The organism is Lentzea sp. CA-135723, assembly GCF_050936595.1.
Classification (GTDB): Bacteria; Actinomycetota; Actinomycetes; order Mycobacteriales; family Pseudonocardiaceae; genus Lentzea.
This window is the reverse complement of sequence record NZ_JBNJMK010000002.1, coordinates 23360-38482: the sequence shown is the minus strand read 5'-3', so window position 1 is coordinate 38482 and position 15123 is coordinate 23360. Positions and strand designations below refer to the sequence as shown.

Annotated in this window: 13 protein-coding genes; 5 read left to right on the top strand and 8 right to left on the bottom strand. The window is 70.3% G+C overall.

Annotated features, from left to right (window positions below; translation table 11 throughout):
- Positions 1-39: 39 nt before the first annotated feature.
- The gene (gene pyk / locus ACQEU1_RS36080) at positions 40-1464 is read right to left on the bottom strand and encodes a pyruvate kinase (RefSeq protein WP_433212170.1); all 1425 of its coding nucleotides are present in this window, start codon (positions 1462-1464) and stop codon (positions 40-42) included.
- Between the two features lie 64 nt (positions 1465-1528).
- Here pyk and ACQEU1_RS36075 point away from each other — a divergent pair, with 64 nt between their 5' ends.
- A complete protein-coding gene (locus ACQEU1_RS36075; protein WP_433212167.1) occupies positions 1529-1876 on the top strand; it encodes a VanZ family protein in 348 nt (115 codons plus the stop codon).
- Here the strand turns inward: ACQEU1_RS36075 and ACQEU1_RS36070 are convergent.
- Positions 1821-2471 (bottom strand): DUF2461 domain-containing protein, encoded by a 651-nt coding sequence (locus ACQEU1_RS36070; RefSeq protein ID WP_433212164.1) that lies wholly within the window; start codon positions 2469-2471, stop codon positions 1821-1823. The genes ACQEU1_RS36075 and ACQEU1_RS36070 overlap by 56 nt on opposite strands.
- Positions 2472-2546: 75 nt before the next feature.
- Here ACQEU1_RS36070 and ACQEU1_RS36065 point away from each other — a divergent pair, with 75 nt between their 5' ends.
- The gene (locus ACQEU1_RS36065) at positions 2547-4463 is read left to right on the top strand and encodes a helicase-associated domain-containing protein (RefSeq protein ID WP_433212161.1); all 1917 of its coding nucleotides are present in this window, start codon (positions 2547-2549) and stop codon (positions 4461-4463) included.
- A gap of 53 nt (positions 4464-4516) precedes the next feature.
- Complete coding sequence (locus tag ACQEU1_RS36060) at positions 4517-7381, top strand: NACHT domain-containing protein (protein ID WP_433212158.1); 2865 nt, start codon at positions 4517-4519, stop codon at positions 7379-7381.
- Positions 7382-7418: 37 nt separating this feature from the next.
- Here the strand turns inward: ACQEU1_RS36060 and ACQEU1_RS36055 are convergent, their stop codons facing one another.
- Positions 7419-8231, bottom strand: coding sequence for a DNA/RNA non-specific endonuclease (locus tag ACQEU1_RS36055; protein ID WP_433212155.1), 813 nt, complete (start codon positions 8229-8231; stop codon positions 7419-7421).
- Between the two features lie 84 nt (positions 8232-8315).
- Entirely contained in the window at positions 8316-8768 is a 453-nt protein-coding gene (locus ACQEU1_RS36050) for a COG4315 family predicted lipoprotein (RefSeq protein ID WP_433212152.1), read from the bottom strand.
- Positions 8769-8932: 164 nt separating this feature from the next.
- On the opposite strand from ACQEU1_RS36050, the gene ACQEU1_RS36045 reads away from it, so the two are divergent.
- Positions 8933-10189 (top strand): CHRD domain-containing protein, encoded by a 1257-nt coding sequence (locus ACQEU1_RS36045; protein ID WP_433212149.1) that lies wholly within the window; start codon positions 8933-8935, stop codon positions 10187-10189.
- Positions 10190-10250: 61 nt separating this feature from the next.
- Here ACQEU1_RS36045 and ACQEU1_RS36040 read toward each other — a convergent pair whose 3' ends face one another.
- From ACQEU1_RS36040 to ACQEU1_RS36030, 3 genes are read right to left on the bottom strand one after another with little or no spacing between them, the layout of a single operon-like run.
- Complete coding sequence (locus ACQEU1_RS36040) at positions 10251-11579, bottom strand: SulP family inorganic anion transporter (RefSeq protein ID WP_433212146.1); 1329 nt, start codon at positions 11577-11579, stop codon at positions 10251-10253.
- A 13-nt stretch (positions 11580-11592) separates the two neighbouring features.
- Positions 11593-12165 carry a carbonic anhydrase gene (locus tag ACQEU1_RS36035; protein ID WP_433212143.1) on the bottom strand — a complete coding sequence of 191 codons (573 nt, stop codon included), beginning with the start codon at positions 12163-12165 and terminating at the stop codon, positions 11593-11595.
- A gap of 58 nt (positions 12166-12223) precedes the next feature.
- Entirely contained in the window at positions 12224-12541 is a 318-nt protein-coding gene (locus tag ACQEU1_RS36030) for a hypothetical protein (RefSeq protein ID WP_433212140.1), read from the bottom strand.
- 232 nt (positions 12542-12773) lie between these two features.
- Here ACQEU1_RS36030 and ACQEU1_RS36025 point away from each other — a divergent pair, with 232 nt between their 5' ends.
- Complete coding sequence (locus ACQEU1_RS36025) at positions 12774-14861, top strand: TIR domain-containing protein (RefSeq protein WP_433212137.1); 2088 nt, start codon at positions 12774-12776, stop codon at positions 14859-14861.
- On the opposite strand, the gene ACQEU1_RS36020 is transcribed toward ACQEU1_RS36025, so the two are convergent.
- Entirely contained in the window at positions 14851-15081 is a 231-nt protein-coding gene (locus tag ACQEU1_RS36020) for a hypothetical protein (protein ID WP_433212135.1), read from the bottom strand. The two genes, ACQEU1_RS36025 and ACQEU1_RS36020, sit on opposite strands and share 11 nt — an antisense overlap.
- Between the last annotated feature and the right edge of the window lie 42 nt (positions 15082-15123).

Sequence of the window (15123 nt, the reverse complement as noted above, 5' to 3'; positions counted from 1 at the left end):
GGCCGGCATCACGACGGATCAGGCTGAGAGGCGAGCCACTTACGCGTGGTCGTCCTCGCCGAGGCGGTGCACGCGGATGAGGTTCGTCGACCCGATGGTGCCGGGAGGCGAACCGGCGACGACGACCATGAGGTCACCGGCCTGGTAGCGGCCGATCTCGAGCATGGAGGTGTCGACCTGGCGGACCATCTCGTCGGTGGACTCGACGCGCGGCACGAGGAACGTCTCGGTGCCCCACGTCAGCGCGAGCTGCGAGCGCACCGCGGGCTCCGGCGTGAACGCCAGCAGCGGCAGGTGCGTGTGCAGGCGCGCCAGGCGGCGGACCGTGTCGCCGGACTGCGTGAACGCGACCAGGGCCTTGGCGTTGAGGCGCTCGCCGATGTCGCGGGCCGCGTACGAGATCACACCGCGCTTGGTGCGCGGGACGTGCGTCAGCGGCGGCACGACGACCGACTCGGTCTCGACGGCCTCGATGATGCGGCCCATGGTCTGCACGGACTCGATGGCGTACCGGCCGACCGAGGTCTCACCGGAGAGCATCAGGGCGTCCGCGCCGTCGAGCACCGCGTTCGCGACGTCGGACGTCTCGGCGCGGGTCGGGCGGGAGTTCGTGATCATCGAGTCGAGCATCTGGGTCGCGACGATGACCGGCTTGGCGTTCTCGCGGGCGATCTGGATCGCGCGCTTCTGCACGAGCGGCACGTGCTCGAGCGGCAGCTCGACACCCAGGTCACCGCGGGCGACCATGACGCCGTCGAAGGCGAGGACGATGGCCTCGAGGTTGTCCACGGCCTCCGGCTTCTCGATCTTCGCGATCACCGGGAGGCGCTTGCTGCCCGCGCGGTCCATGACCTGGTGGACCAGGTCGATGTCCGCCGGGGAGCGCACGAACGACAGGGCGATGAAGTCCACGCCCAGCGAGAGCGCGAACTCGAGGTCCTCGATGTCCTTCTCCGACAGCGCCGGCACGGAGACGTCCATGCCGGGCAGCGAGAGGCCCTTGTTGTTGCTGACGGGTCCGCCTTCGGTGACCTCGCAGACGACGTCGGAACCTTCGACGTCGATCACCACGAGGCCGACCTTGCCGTCGTCCACGAGCAGGCGGTCGCCGACCTTGGCGTCCTTCGCGAGCTCCTTGTACGTCGTGGACACGCGGTCGTGCGTGCCTTCGACGTCTTCGACGGTCACGCGGACGACGTCGCCGGTGTTCCAGTCAACAGGACCCGCGGCGAACCGGCCGAGCCGGATCTTGGGGCCCTGGAGGTCGGCGAGGATGCCCACGGCGCGGCCCGACTCGTCGGCTGCCGCGCGGACCATGTCGTAAACCTGCTTGTGGTCGGCATGGCTGCCGTGGCTGAAGTTCATCCTGGCCACGTCCATACCGGCCGCTACCAGGTCGCGGACCTTGTCCGGCGTGCCAGTGGCGGGACCGAGGGTACAGACGATCTTTGCGCGTCGACTCACGTCTAGAGAGAGTAGACCCCGTTCCTGGACCGATCCCGAACTACTCCTCGGTAATGTTCTGACAATGGGTCGAGTCCTTCCGTTCGTGACCGCGGCGTTGCTGAGCGTCGTCGTGTTGTTCACCCCGGAGTCAGGTGTGCCGAGCTCGCCGCCGGGTACGGACAAGGTGGTCCACACGCTGCTGTTCGCCCTGCTCGCGTTCACCGGCCTGTACGCGAGGATCCCTCACGTTCTGTGGTGGCTGGTGGCGTACGCGGGCATCTCGGAGGTGCTCCAGCACGTCATCACGCCGTTGCACCGCTCGGGCGACGTGCTGGACGCCCTGGTGGACGTGCTCGGCGTCGGCCTCGGCTGGGCTATCGCCGCCGCGGTTGCTCGGACACGCCGACGTGGTCCTCGCACCACGCGTTGAAGTCCTTGAGCTGCCTCCAAGCCTTGCGCACCCGGTCGAGGCACTCCGGCTCGTGCAGCACGTCATCAGGCCCCCACACCTGGCGCACGTAGATCGACCGGTGCTTGAGCAGGTCGAGGTGCGGGTGGTCGTCCGCGAACCCCCGCGGCTTCGACTTCATCACGTCCCCCGCGACCGTCCACCCCTGCTTCGCGAGCTTGTCCACGATCTTGCGCAGCAGGACGCCGTGCGCGTCGACGGACGCGCGGTAGCGGGCGAGCTGGTCTGGCTGCATGTGGAACGAGCCGCCGCCGGCCATGAGCCCTTCGGGACTGATCTGCACGTAGTACGCGCCGCCGCCGCGGCCCTTCTCGACCACGCCGCCGCAGTGGTCCTTGTACGGCGTCTTGTCCTTGGCGAACCGCACGTCGCGGTACGGGCGGAACACCTTGCCCTCGCCGAACTCCTTCTCCAGCGCCAGCAGCAGCGCCTCCATCGGGGCGCGCACGTCGCGCAGGTAGGTCTCCTTGTTGTCGTCCCAGTACGCCTTCGAGTTGTCCAGGACCAGGCCGTCGTAGAAGTCAATGGCGTACTCGCCGAAACCGTCGAACGTCACCGAGTCAGCCTAGGCGGATCGCCCATGCCGGTGAAAATTCGTTTGAGCGCACACAATCAGGCCATAATCCGATGAATGCCACGCCGTATCAACGCGCTCGCGACCTGGCTCCTCCAACTCGAGCCGGACGAGGTGGCCGCGATCCTCACGTACCGGCGCGACGTCGCCGACCGCTACCTCCGCACGCTCAAGGACCTCGCGACGCAGCTGACCGACGCGGACTCGGTGCACGCCGGTGAGGACACGCTGGACCAGGGCGCGGTCGACGTGCTCGGGGCGATCGTGGCGCAGGGCAACTCCGGGACGATCGACACGGTGTGCGCGGAGCTGCGGTGCTCGACAGGCGACTTCGAGCGGGCGTTCGGCGAGCTCAGGCGACGCGCGCTGGCGTGGCCGGAGGGCTCGCGGCTGGCGGCGGTCAACTCGGTGCGGACCAGCGGCGCGGCGCAGGGGAAGCTGACGTTGCGCCCCAAGGCACCGACGAGGCGCAAGGCGTCCGCGGTCTCGCCGATCGTGCCCGCGATGTCCACTGTGGACGGCGTGGCGCGGCTGCTGGCGCACTGCGAGCAGGACACGTTCGACGCCCGCTACACCGGCGGCGTGGCGACGGTGGAGATCCGCAGGGTGGCGCGGGCGTTGCGGGTCGCGGACGGCGTGCTGCGGCTGTGGCTGGAGCTCGCGGCAGAGGCCCAGCTGGTCGGGGTCGACCGCGGACGGTTGCTGCCGACGAAGCAGGCTGACGAGTGGCTCGGCGCGCAGCCGGGGCCGCGGCTCGCGGCGCTGGTGCGCGCGTGGCAGCGGATGGACTGGCGGCCGGAACCGGACCAGGCGCGGGCCGCGTTGCGCGACTACACCGGGGCGGCCGGGCTGTTGTTGCGGCGCAGCACCTTGGAGCGCTTCCAAGCCGACGAGGCGTTCACCCGCACCAGTGAACTCGTCGCGGACCTGGCGTGGGAACGGCCCGCCGTGCACGACGAACGCGCGACGGCGGCGGTGATCACCGAGCTGGAGTCGCTCGGCGTGGTGGCCGGTGGCGCGCTCACGCCGTTAGGAGTGGCCGTGCTGCACGGCGGTGACGTCGAGGCCGCGGCGAGCGAGCTGATGCCGCCGGCGACGGAGAAGGCGGCGTTCCAGACGGACATGACGGCCGTGGTGAACGGCCTGCCGGCGCCGGAGCTCAGCGCGACGCTGAACCTGGTGGCGGACCTGGAGGACAACGACGCCGCACGGGTGTGGCGGCTGTCGGCGGGGTCGGTGCGGCGCGCGCTCGACACGGGACTGTCGGCCGGCGAGGTGCTCGAGAGGCTCGCGGCGGTGTCGGAGGCCGCGCTGCCGCAGGTGATCGAGTACCAGGTCCAAGACGTGGCCCGCAGGCACGGGCATCTGACGGTCACGGACGTGGTGAGCTGCGTGCGGGCCACCGATCCGACGCTGCTGCAGGAGATCGCGAAGTCGAAGCGGCTCGCGTCGCTGAAGCTGCGGTTCCTCGCGCCGACCGTGCTGGCCTCCGCGCAGCCGATGGCGGAGACGCTGGCCGCGTTGCGCCGCAGCGGGTACGCGCCGACCGGGCTCGACGCGGGCGAACAGTCCATTGTGGAGACCGTCGAGCGCAAGCGGGCGCACGCCCGTGGCGAACGCAGGCCCGACCGGTGGCGGACCGAGGTGGACGACCTGGAGCTGACGCAGCTCGCGGTGCGGCTGGTCGAGCAGGAACGGCCGAGCGCGGGCCGCGGCACGCCCAGGGGCACGGCGGCGCGGATGCTGCGCGACCAGAACGTCTTCCTGCGCGACGAGGAGGTCGTGCTGCTGTCGTCGGCGCTGGTCGACGGGAGCCGCGTCGAGATCAAGTACGCCACCGGGCCGCGCGCCGTGGAGACGCACGTGATCATCCCGACGAAACACCTCGAGGGCGTGGTCAGCGCCGACCTCGCGGACGGCACGAGCAGGGACTTCGAGATCGGCCACGTCCGCCAGGTGGGGCTGCCCGAGTGAACAGCTGGTGAAGTCGACCGGCGACCGGGTGATCACGTGCGGATACTGGAGTCGTGGCTGATCCGTTTTCCGCCGGACTGCTGATGGTGCTGGAGACCGTGCTGGAGCGGGTGCTCCTCGGTCTCTTCGACGTCGTGCACAAGGGCGCCAAGGACAAGAAGCGCCAGCGCGAGCTGACCAGGCCGGGACCGCTGGTCGAGCGGATCAGTTCGGAACTGGCGCGCGGCGAGCTCAGCGCCGTCGAGCAGCCGGAGTGGCAGGCCGCCGTGGACGCCGTGCGCGAGTCGATCGAGGCCTCTCTCCCGCTGCGGCCGGAAGAGGCGCTGCGGATCATGCTGACGCCCGAGTCGTTGCGGGCGCACGTGCTGGCGAAGTCCGCGAAGATCCGGCGTTCGGCGGGCCTGTCCGAGCAGGCCACGGCCGTGTACGACGCGTTGCTGCTGCGCGTGTGCGTCGCGGTCGTGGAGCTGGTGTGGTCGCAGCCGGAGTACGCGCGGCGGCTCGCGGTGGAGATGTTCCGGATGGGCCGGGCGACCGCCGACGCCGTGGCAAGGCTCGCTGACCAGCAACAACTCGCGCTGAGCTCGGCTCACCGCGACTTCGAGGACCGCTACGCCGACCAGGTCGCGCACGCGCTGGGCGGGCTGGAGCTGTTCGGGGTGTCGCGCGGCCGGGCACCGCGCCGGCACTCGTTCGACACCTCGTACGTGTCGCTGGCGGTCGCGCGGGTCGGCGACACCGACGAGCTGACGGGCGCCGGGCTGCCGGTCGCGGCGGCGCTCGCGGACACGCCGAGGGTGCTGATCAGGGGCGGCGCGGGCGCGGGCAAGACGACGTTCCTGCGCTGGCTCGCGATGAACGCGCTGGGCCAGGCCAGCACGTCCGGCAACGAGTGGCTCGGGCTGGTGCCGTTCTTCGTGCCGCTGCGGCAGTACGCCACGCTGCCGAAGCCGGAGGAGTTCATCTCCTCGACCGCGTCGATGATCGAGGAGGAGAAGCCGGCGGGCTGGGTCACCGCACGGCTCAAGGAGGGGCGCGCGCTGGTCCTCGTCGACGGCGTGGACGAGCTGGTCTGGGAACGCAGGGCCGAGGCGCGGCTGTGGCTGGAGAAGCTGGTCACGGCCTACCCGGACGCCCGGTACGCGATCACGACGCGGCCCTCCGCCGTGCCGGAGGACTGGCTGGAGGACGCCGAGTTCGCCGCGTTCGACCTGCTGCCGCTCAGCGACAAGGGCGTGCGGGACTTCGTGGAGGCGTGGCACACCGCGGCCCGCGACGAACCGGGGCTGACCCGCGAGGCACGGGTGTGGCTCACCGACTGCGAGGCCCGGCTGCTCGCGACCCTCGCGCAGCGGCCCGACCTGCGCAGGCTGACGTCGAGCCCGCTGCTGGCGGGGTTGCTGTGCGCGTTGCACCAGGACCGGAACATGCACCTGCCGCGCGACCGGCGGTCGCTCTACGAGGCGGCGCTGGACCTGCTGCTGGTGCGGTGGGACGAGAACCGCGGGCTCGCGCTGCCGTCGTTCTCGAAGGAGGAGCAGCTCGTTCTGCTGCAACGGTTCGCGTACTCGCTGGTGCGCAACCGGGAGCTGATGGTGCCGCGCGAGGAGGCCGTGCACCGGCTCGGCAACGCGATGCGCGGGCTGCGGTCGCACGAGATCGACCCGTCCGACGCGATGCAGCGGCTGCTCGAACGGGCAGGGCTGCTGCGCGAGGTGCCCGGCGAACGGGTGCAGTTCGTGCACCGGACGTTCCGGGACTACCTGGCGGCCAAGGAGGTCGTGGACGCCGGTGACCTGAACCTGTTGGTGGACAGGGCACATCTCGACGAGTGGCACGACGTCGTGGTGATGGCCGTCGCGCACGCCCGGCCGCGCGAACGGGCCCGCGTGCTGATGGACCTGCTGGCGGGCAACGACGACACGCGCAAGGACGAACGCGGCCGCGACAAGCTGCGGCTGCTCGCGCTGGCATGCCTCGACCAGGCCGACGTGATCGAACCGGAGACCGCCCGCGCCCAGGTGACGGCCGCGGCGGCCTCGCTGATCCCGCCGAAGAGCTTCGCGCACGCCGACGCGCTGTCCGAGGCGGGGTCGTTCGTGATCGACCTGCTGCCCGGCCCCGAGGCGTCCGACGAGGCCGCGTACATCGTGCGGACGCTCGCGAACATCGGCGGCGAGGGCGCGTGGGAGCGGATCGCGGAGTTCGTCGCGGTCGACCACACGATGGTCATCGACGAGCTGCTGCGGGCGTGGCGCAACACCCCGGACGCCGAGCAGTACGCGCGGTCCGTGCTGTCCAAAGTGGACTTCGGTGAACGGCGGGTGGACGTCCGCGGCTGGCACCGGATCCAGTTCATCATGCACCTGGAGAAGCTCCGGTACGTGCGGTGCATCGGCAACATCAACCCCCTGCACCCGCTGGGCGCCATGCCGTCGCTGCGCAGGCTGGAGCTGTGGCAGAACGAGGTCATGCGCAACCTCGCCCCGCTGGCGGTGTCGCGCTCGCTGAAGGAACTGCACCTGAGCCGCTGCCGCCCGCTAGGCCGGATCGACCTGGCGCCGGTGAAGGACCTCGACGAGCTGCACCTGCACTTCAGCCGCGTCGAGCTCGCGTCACTGGAGGGCGGCGCGTTGCGGCGGTTGCAGATCCGCGACTCGGCGACCGACCACGGGCTGGGCGCGCTGCCCGAGCTGCCGAGGCTGCGCGAGCTGGCGATCGACCACCGCCCGCCCTACTCGCTGGCGGGGCTGGAGCGGTGGCCGACCATCAGGACGCTGGAGGTGTTCGGCGTGCCGGACGCCGACGACCTGCGCGTGCTGCCGGGGCTGGAACACCTGGTGGTGCACCAGCCGGAGTCGTTGGCACAGCTGGAAGAGCTGCGCGGTCAGCTGCCAGGGCTCACCGTCACGACGTGACGCTGAGCCCGGTCACCACCGAGGGTCAGGACCCACTTCACCACTGGATGTCGTCCAGGCTGCTCAACGGCTTCCTCTCCTCGACATCCAACAGCTGCACCGACACCGTGTCCGCCGCGTGCAGCTCGGCCGGGAAGGTGAGGCTGAGCCGCTTCTCCAGCTCGGTCAGCGACACCTGGAACACCCGGAACTCGTCGAGGTCCAGCGCCTCGGCCAGGACGATGTTCTGGGTCAGCAGGAACGCGCTGCACCGCAGCTCGCCGTCCACCACGAACGCGATCGCCTTGTAGAACTCGCGCGGGATCGCGACGCCGCGGAACAGCCGGTCGTCGGCGTTGAAGACGGGGCCGCCGTAGACGCTGACCTTGAGGTTGTCGACGTCGACGTCGGCGAGCACCGCGTCCTCGAGCCTGCCCCAGAGGCCTTCGCGGGCGCTCTGGTTGAAGTCGTCCATCTGCGGCGTGATGTTGGTGAAGAAGAACGAGTCCCGGTTCGCCTTCTGCGCCTCGGCCTTGGGGCCCCAGCACAGGTCGGCGCGGCGGGCGAGGTGCCCGCGGTCGAGCCGGTTGTCGCGGTACAGCTCGTCGCCGGTCTGGAACTCCGCCGGCACGCGCGGGTCCTTGACGAACGGGATGTTGCTGCGGCTCAAGGCCTTCATCTCGCCGCCGTCGATGTTCCACGCGACCCAGCTCGCGAACTTGCGGGACTTGCTCATCGCGAGCGAGAAGTGCGTGTAGTCGATCGTGGTCGAGCCGTCGAGCTCGACCGCGTCGGCCGCCCCCGACTCGGTCAGGACGGGAGTGCCGGCCTCGGTGCCGAGGAACTTCGGGTCAAACCCTGCGCTGGTCATGTGTCGCCCCCTACTGGTTCACCTGCAGGGTCGACATCTCGCACGGGGCCGTTAGCCGCATACACCCGAACGGCCCAGTGTTCATCAGCTCTTCTTGACGAGTTTCCCGTCCGCGGCGATGGCGAACCACTCCTCGTCCACGCCCTGGCCGTTCACGTCGCCCGCGACCTGGTCGCCCACGTAGTAGTACACCGGCCACTTGCCGTAGACGACCTGCGAGCTCTCGTCCTCCTGCGAGACGAGCTCGCCGTCGGCGCCGTCCGCAACGTCCGCTTTGGACTGCGAGGTCAGGGCGGGCCACACGGCGATGCAGTCGGCGTCGCACTCGGCGGGCTTGTTCTCGTCCTTGGTGAACGCGTAGAGCGTGCGTCCCGTCTGGTCGGCCAGGATCGGGCCGAGCTCGGACTGCACGATCTTCACCTGGACGTTCGCGGGAACCTCCTGCTGCCGCGCACCCTGTTGCGGCGCTTCACTTCCGCACGCGGCGAGCCCGGCGAGCAGGGCGGGCAGCAGCAGAATCCCCATACGTGCACGCATTTTCGTCTCCTAGCGGGTGTGTCCTGTTCCGACGATGACACGTGATGAGACGCCGATCGGTTCAGCGAAAATTCTTGAACCGAATCCGGTCCCCGGCCGTGTTGGTCATGTCGGGTCCGCCAGACCCCCCGACTCCCACTCGTGGAGCCTTGGAGCCCAATCCCATGTCTGTCACCAGAACCGTCGCTGCCGCATGCCTTCTTTCAGCCGGACTCGGCCTCGGCGTCGTCACTCCCGCGTCCGCCGCCCAGGGCGAGGTCACGGTCAAGATCACCAACACGGCCGGCTACGAGGCGTCGTTCTGCGCCGCCGACCAGCTGGAGGGCCGTTGCCTCGACAGCACGAAGAAGGGCGAGTCGCGCACGTTCACCGTGAAGCCCGGCGCCGGCAAGGTCGAGGTCCGCGTGGTCGTGAAGAACGGCGGCTCGGCGTTCGAGAACTTCACCGCCGACGGCACCACCCTGAACATCGACGCGGGCGGTTCGGCGAAGCAGCCGACCGCCACGAAGTCCGGTGGCGCGGGCCAGGAGCACGGTGGTCAGGACCACGGTGCGCACGGCACGCCGCCGCCCGCGACCGGCCAGACCCCGGTCCAGAACCAGCCCCCGGTCAAGCCCGCGACCGGCAAACCGCTGTTCTTCTCTGCCGACCTCGACGGCCGCCAGGAGGTCCCGACCGCCGGTGGTCCCGCCGTCGGTGACAACGACGCCAGCGCGAAGGCCCTGGTCGAGGTCCGCGGCGACCGCGTGACGTTCGCCGTGCAGTGGCAGAAGACCTCGCAGCTCACCCTCGGCCACATCCACCAGGGCGCGGCCGGCCAGAACGGCGCGGTGAAGGTCAACCTGTTCACCACCCCGATGCCGGAGACGCTGAACGCGGCCGCCGGCCAGACCGTGGTCGACGCCCAGCTCGCCGAGGACATCCGCAGGAACCCGGCCGGGTTCTACGTGAACCTGCACAGCACCGAGAAGCCCGGTGGCGCGGTCCGCGGCCAGCTCAAGCCGCTGTCCAGGCAGGTCAACCCGCTCGACATCATCAAGGGCGGCAAGCTGCGCGCGTTCTCCAACGGCCGCAACGAGGTCCCGGTGCAGGACGGCCCGAAGGTCGGCGACCCGGACGGCCAGGCCATCACGTTCGTGCAGCCCACCGCCACCGGTGTCGACTTCTCGCTGGCCTGGGTGAACATCGACGCGCCGACGCTCGGCCACGTCCACCAGGGCGCCAAGGGCGTCAACGGCGCCGTGAAGATCACGTTCTTCGGCACGGCCGTCCCGAACGGCATCTTCGCGGTCTCGGGTTCCGCCACCGCCGACAAGGCCACGCTGGACGCGTTGCGCAAGTCCCCCAAGGACTTCTACTCGAACATCCACACCGGACCGTTCCCCGGTGGCGCGGTGCGCGGCCAGTTCACGACCCACTAGTGACCACCTGAATGAGGAAGGCGCCGCGACCGCGACCCCCACGGTCGCGGCGCCTTTCTTGCTATCTGCCGACCAGGTCGACGGTCTTGCCGGCCCGCCGCGACTGGTCCACCCACTGGTCGATCGCCTGCCCGCAGGCCTGGTCGAGGTGCCTGACCCCGCTCAGGTCCATCCGGACGTGCTCCCGGTCCACCCGGTCGAGCTCGTCCAGCAGCACCGGCAGCCGCAGGAACGTCGCGTTGCCGCGCAACGCCACCCCCTCCGGCGTCACCGTCACCTGCAGCCTGGAGACGTCCCAGGCGGTCTTGATGACCGCGGCGAGCAGGCCGGCCACGGTGCCGGTCAGCAGGTCGGTCCCCACGATGAGACCCGCGGTCAGGACGAAGATGAAGCTCTCCGCCTTGTCCGTGCGCCACAACGAGACGACCTCGCGCAGACCGAGCAGTTTCCAGCCCGCGTGCACCAGGACCGCCGCCAGCACGGCCACCGGGATCAGCGTGAGCAGCCCCGGCAGCAGCACCACGAACAGCAGCAGCCACACGCCGTGCAGCACCCGGGACGCCTTCGTCCGGGCGCCCGCGTTGACGTTGGCCGCGCTGCGCACGATCACGGCCGTCATGGGCAACGCGCCCAGCAGACCGCAGATCGTGTTGCCGACGCCCTGCGCGACCAGTTCCTTGTTGTACCGCGTGCGCGGGCCGTCGTGCATGCGGTCGACGGCGGCCGCGCTGAACATCGACTCGGCCGAGGCGACGAGGGCGAACACCACCGCCGTGCCGATGACCCCCGTGCTCAGCAACGAGAAGTCGGGCAGGTGCACGTCCGCGGAGAGCGTTCCCACGGTGATGCGGTCCACGGGTGACGCGAACACCGCCGCGATCGCGGTGCAGACCACCACGCCGACGAGGATGCCCGGCACCACCTTCATCGGGGTGCGCTGCCACAGCAGCATGATCAGCACGGTGAGCAGGCCCAGCGCCAGCGCGACGGGCGAGACCGTGAGGTGCTTCAGCTGACCGAAGATCAGCACGAGGCCGATGCCCGCCAGCATGCCCTGCACGACGGACGGCGAGATCGCGCGGAACCACCGCCCGCACCTCGCTAAGCCCAGCGCCACCTGCAGGAGCCCGGCGCCGAGGACGATCACGCCCAGCGCCGCGATCCCGTGCCGGCTGACGGCATCCGCCACCAGCACCGTCAGCCCGGCGGCCGGCCCGCTCACCTGCATCGAGCTGCCCGGCAGCAGGCCGACGACGATGCCGCCGACCACGCCGGTCACGATGCCGAGCTCGGCCGGCACCCCGGACGCCACCGCCACGCCCACGCACAGCGGCAGCGCCACGAGGAACACGACGACCGACGCACCGAGGTCGGTCCAGTACTTCTTCATCACGTCGAGACCCCTACAGCGGAAGGAAGGCGTGCTCGGCGCACGCGGAGACCTCGCCGGTCTCGATGTCGTAGAACCAGCCGTGGACGCGCAACGACCCGGCGGCGACCTTCTCCGCCACGAACGGGTACGCCAGCAGCACCTCCAGCTGGGCGCGGACGTGGTCCTGGCCCTCGGGACGCATCGCCGGGCCGGACGCCTGCCGCGGCTGTCCGGGACGCAGCCAGCCGCGCATCGCGGGCAGGTGGTCGATGCCGCCGCCGTTCAGCGCGCCGACCGCACCGCAGTGCGAGTGGCCGCAGACGACGATCTCGCTCACGCCGAGCTGGAGCACGGCGAACTCGATCGTGGCCATCTCGCTGGACGGCGCGGTGAGCGAATAGGGCGGGATGACGTTGCCCGCGGTGCGCATCTCGAACAACGAACCGGGCTCGGCGCCGGTGATGGCGGCCGTCACGATCCGCGAATCCGCGCACGTGATGAACATCGTCGTGGGTTGCTGACCTGCGGCGAGCTTGCGGCCGAGCGCACTGGAACGCGAAGCGGCGTGTGCGCGGGCATGCTGAACAAAGCGATGGAAGTCCATGGAAATCCCTCACTGCGATTGGATTAAGTGTTCGGTTTGATCGGGGAGAGTGGTCCGATCAGTTGCGGAACACCTGCAACGCAGGAGGTGTGCGCCAGACCGCTATTGGCTCGGCGTTGGACACGAGCACGAGAACACCGGGCACGGCACGGGGCGTGAACACGGTGAAGAACGACGGCGCGGCCACGTTGGACGAACGGTCCACCGAGCTGACCAACAGGCGCAGCCGGCTCGGGTCGCGCTCCTCGCGGGGCGCCTCTTCCTTGGGGGCGGAGGTCTTCGACTTCGGTGGTGGCGCGCCGATCGACGCGGTCGACACGGCCGGGGTGAGCACAGCGCAGAGCGCGACGATGACAGCGAGAAGAACACTGCGCATGCCGACACCCCCCGACTGAGTTGATCTACGACTATCAGTTTCGCCCGAAGTGGACAACCCGCGCGATATACGAGACCGACTTCGCCCGGATCACACAGAAGTTTCACCCGAAAGTGTTTCCGTTTTCACGGAAACGTACGTACACGCAGAGTGGCATCACCGCGTTGTAGATGTGCCAATTAGTGGACAACGGGCCACCGATCCCTTCCGGCTCTGCACAATCGGTGACCGAATGCCAAAGGAGGCGGTCGTGGCGAGGGTTTTCATCAGCCACGCAACACAGAATGTGGCGATCGCGACACAGATCCGCGACTGGCTCGACCCCGACCACGAGACGTTCCTGGAAGTTCACCCCGATGACGGAATCCAGGTAGGAGAGGCGTGGCGAGAACGCCTGCACCACGAGCTGCGCCGGGCGGACGCCGTCGTCTGCGTCGTCAGCGAACCGTCGGTCAGGTCGAGCTGGTGCACCGCCGAGGTCGCCATCGCGGACGCGCTGGGGTGCCTGCTGCTGCCCGTGCAGCTCGGCGGCGTCATCCACCCGTTGATCAACCACCTCAACCACATCCCGCACGCCACCGCGCGCGAGCACCTGCGCAAGGCGTTGCGGCACTTCGACGCTGGCGGCCGCAAGCTCGCGAAGGACCAGGAGCCGTTCCCCGGCCTGGACGCGTTCAGCACCGCGTTGAGCGCCGTCTTCTTCGGCCGCGACACCGAGACGCGCGCGCTGGCCCGCAAGGTCCGCCGCGCGCCCGGCCTGCTCGCCGTCGTCGGTCCGTCCGGCTGCGGCAAGTCGTCGCTCGTCAGGGCCGGTCTGCTGGCGCAGCTCGCGGACGACCCGCGCTGGCTCGTCGTACCGCCGTGGCTGCCGGGTAACGACCCGCTCGACGCCCTCGCCCGCGCGGTGCGCAAGACCGCGGCACGGGCAGGCCTGCGCTGGTCCGCGCAGGAGACCAAGGACCGCCTGGTGCTCGACGGGCTGCACGGCGTGGCCCGTGAGCTCGTGGACGACGACCGCAGGCTGCTGATCACAGTCGACCAGGCGGAGGAGCTCTTCACCCGTGCCGCCGAGAAGGACCGCGAGCAGGTCGCGACCCTGCTCAGGGACGCGATCGCGGGCAACGTGCGGGTCGTCGCCACGCTGCGGTCGGAGTTCCTGGACCAGCTGCGGACGTTGCCCGAACTCGGCGGCGTGCACCTCGGCAGCTACGTCCTCGCGCCGCTCGCGCGCGAGGTGCTGAACGTCGTGATCACCGGGCCCGCCAGGGTGGCCGGGCTCAAGGTGCACCCGGAACTGGTGGCGAGGCTGGTCGAGGACACGGCGAGCGGCGAGGCGCTGCCGTTGCTGGCGTTCACGTTGCAGCACCTGGCGATGGGCGTGCCCCGCGGCGGCACGTTGTCGAGCGAGCGGTACGAGCACCTCGGCGGCGTCCACGGCGCGCTGGCGAGGCACGCCGACGAGGTGCTCGACTTCGCCGTCGCGGAGACGCGGGCGAGCCGAGAACAGCTCCTCGCCCGGCTCGCGTCCCTCGCCACGCTCGACCAGACCGGCAGGCCGACCCGCAAGCGCGTGAGCCTCGCCCAGCTGGACTCGCGGACGCAGGACGCGCTGGAGGTGTTCGTCCGGCACCGCCTGCTCACCGCGAGCGGCGACCACCAGGGCCGCTGGATCGGCGTGGCGCACGAGGCGTTGTTCACCGAGTGGCGCCCGCTGCGCACCGCGATCGACGAACGCCAGATCGGCCTGCGCGCCGCCCAGTCCGTCGAGCTCGACGCCTCGCAGTGGATCGAGGGTGGCCGCGCCGACCACCTGCTGCTCAACGAGGACACGTTCGCGGCCGTGGAGCCGCTGGTGGCCGCCGACGACCTCTCGCCGGCCGCCCGCCGGTTCCTCGACGTGAGCCGCGGCAGGATCGACGTGTTGCGCCGTCAACGCCGCCGCGACCGCAGGCAGACCATCAGCTGGCTCGCGGTCTTCCTCGTGACGGCGGTCGGCGCCGCCGGTCTCGCGGCGGCCCAGTGGAGCGTGGCCAGCGGGGAACGGGACAGGGCGATCGCACGCTCGCTGATCGCGCAGGCCCAGGTCGCGCGCGACCACTCACCGCGGCTGGCGCTGCGCCTCAGCCTGGCCGCGCATTCGTTCTCCCCCAACGCGGACACGCGCTCCGAGCTGAACGCCCGGCTGGCGGCCGCCGGGCAGCTGCGGGCAGGCGACCCGCTCGCGCTCGCGTGCGAGGTGGCGGAAGGCGGGCTCACCGCACGGGAGTGGCGGCAACACCTTCCTGAACTGTCCTATCGCGACACCTGCGCTACGGGGTGATGCCGACCTCGTCCCCGGCCATCGCCCAGAACGCGGGAACGGCCTCGGGCACTCCACGCGGTCGTGGCCGGTGGGTCATCCGGTGGTGGAGCACGCTGGCGACGATGTCCCGCATGTGCTGGTGCGACGCGAAATCCGGGTGTTGCCCGAGCTCGCCGAACCAGCGCGCGACGTCGTCCCAGCCGCGGTTGTCGAACTCTCCCCGGATCGCCCATGCCACGCCGGACACCTTAGAGCGTGTTGGCGAATGGTTGCGCGAGGT

What these genes read in the sequence shown, in the direction of transcription:
- ACQEU1_RS36075 (WP_433212167.1), top strand. Translation starts at nt 1,529, where the DNA reads ATGGGTCGAGTCCTTCCGTTCGTGACCGCGGCGTTGCTGAGCGTCGTC.
- ACQEU1_RS36065 (WP_433212161.1), top strand. Translation starts at nt 2,547, where the DNA reads ATGCCACGCCGTATCAACGCGCTCGCGACCTGGCTCCTCCAACTCGAG.
- ACQEU1_RS36055 (WP_433212155.1), bottom strand. Translation starts at nt 8,231, where the DNA reads ATGACCAGCGCAGGGTTTGACCCGAAGTTCCTCGGCACCGAGGCCGGC.
- ACQEU1_RS36050 (WP_433212152.1), bottom strand. Translation starts at nt 8,768, where the DNA reads ATGCGTGCACGTATGGGGATTCTGCTGCTGCCCGCCCTGCTCGCCGGG.
- ACQEU1_RS36045 (WP_433212149.1), top strand. Translation starts at nt 8,933, where the DNA reads ATGTCTGTCACCAGAACCGTCGCTGCCGCATGCCTTCTTTCAGCCGGA.
- ACQEU1_RS36040 (WP_433212146.1), bottom strand. Translation starts at nt 11,579, where the DNA reads ATGAAGAAGTACTGGACCGACCTCGGTGCGTCGGTCGTCGTGTTCCTC.
- ACQEU1_RS36035 (WP_433212143.1), bottom strand. Translation starts at nt 12,165, where the DNA reads ATGGACTTCCATCGCTTTGTTCAGCATGCCCGCGCACACGCCGCTTCG.
- ACQEU1_RS36030 (WP_433212140.1), bottom strand. Translation starts at nt 12,541, where the DNA reads ATGCGCAGTGTTCTTCTCGCTGTCATCGTCGCGCTCTGCGCTGTGCTC.
- ACQEU1_RS36025 (WP_433212137.1), top strand. Translation starts at nt 12,774, where the DNA reads ATGCCAAAGGAGGCGGTCGTGGCGAGGGTTTTCATCAGCCACGCAACA.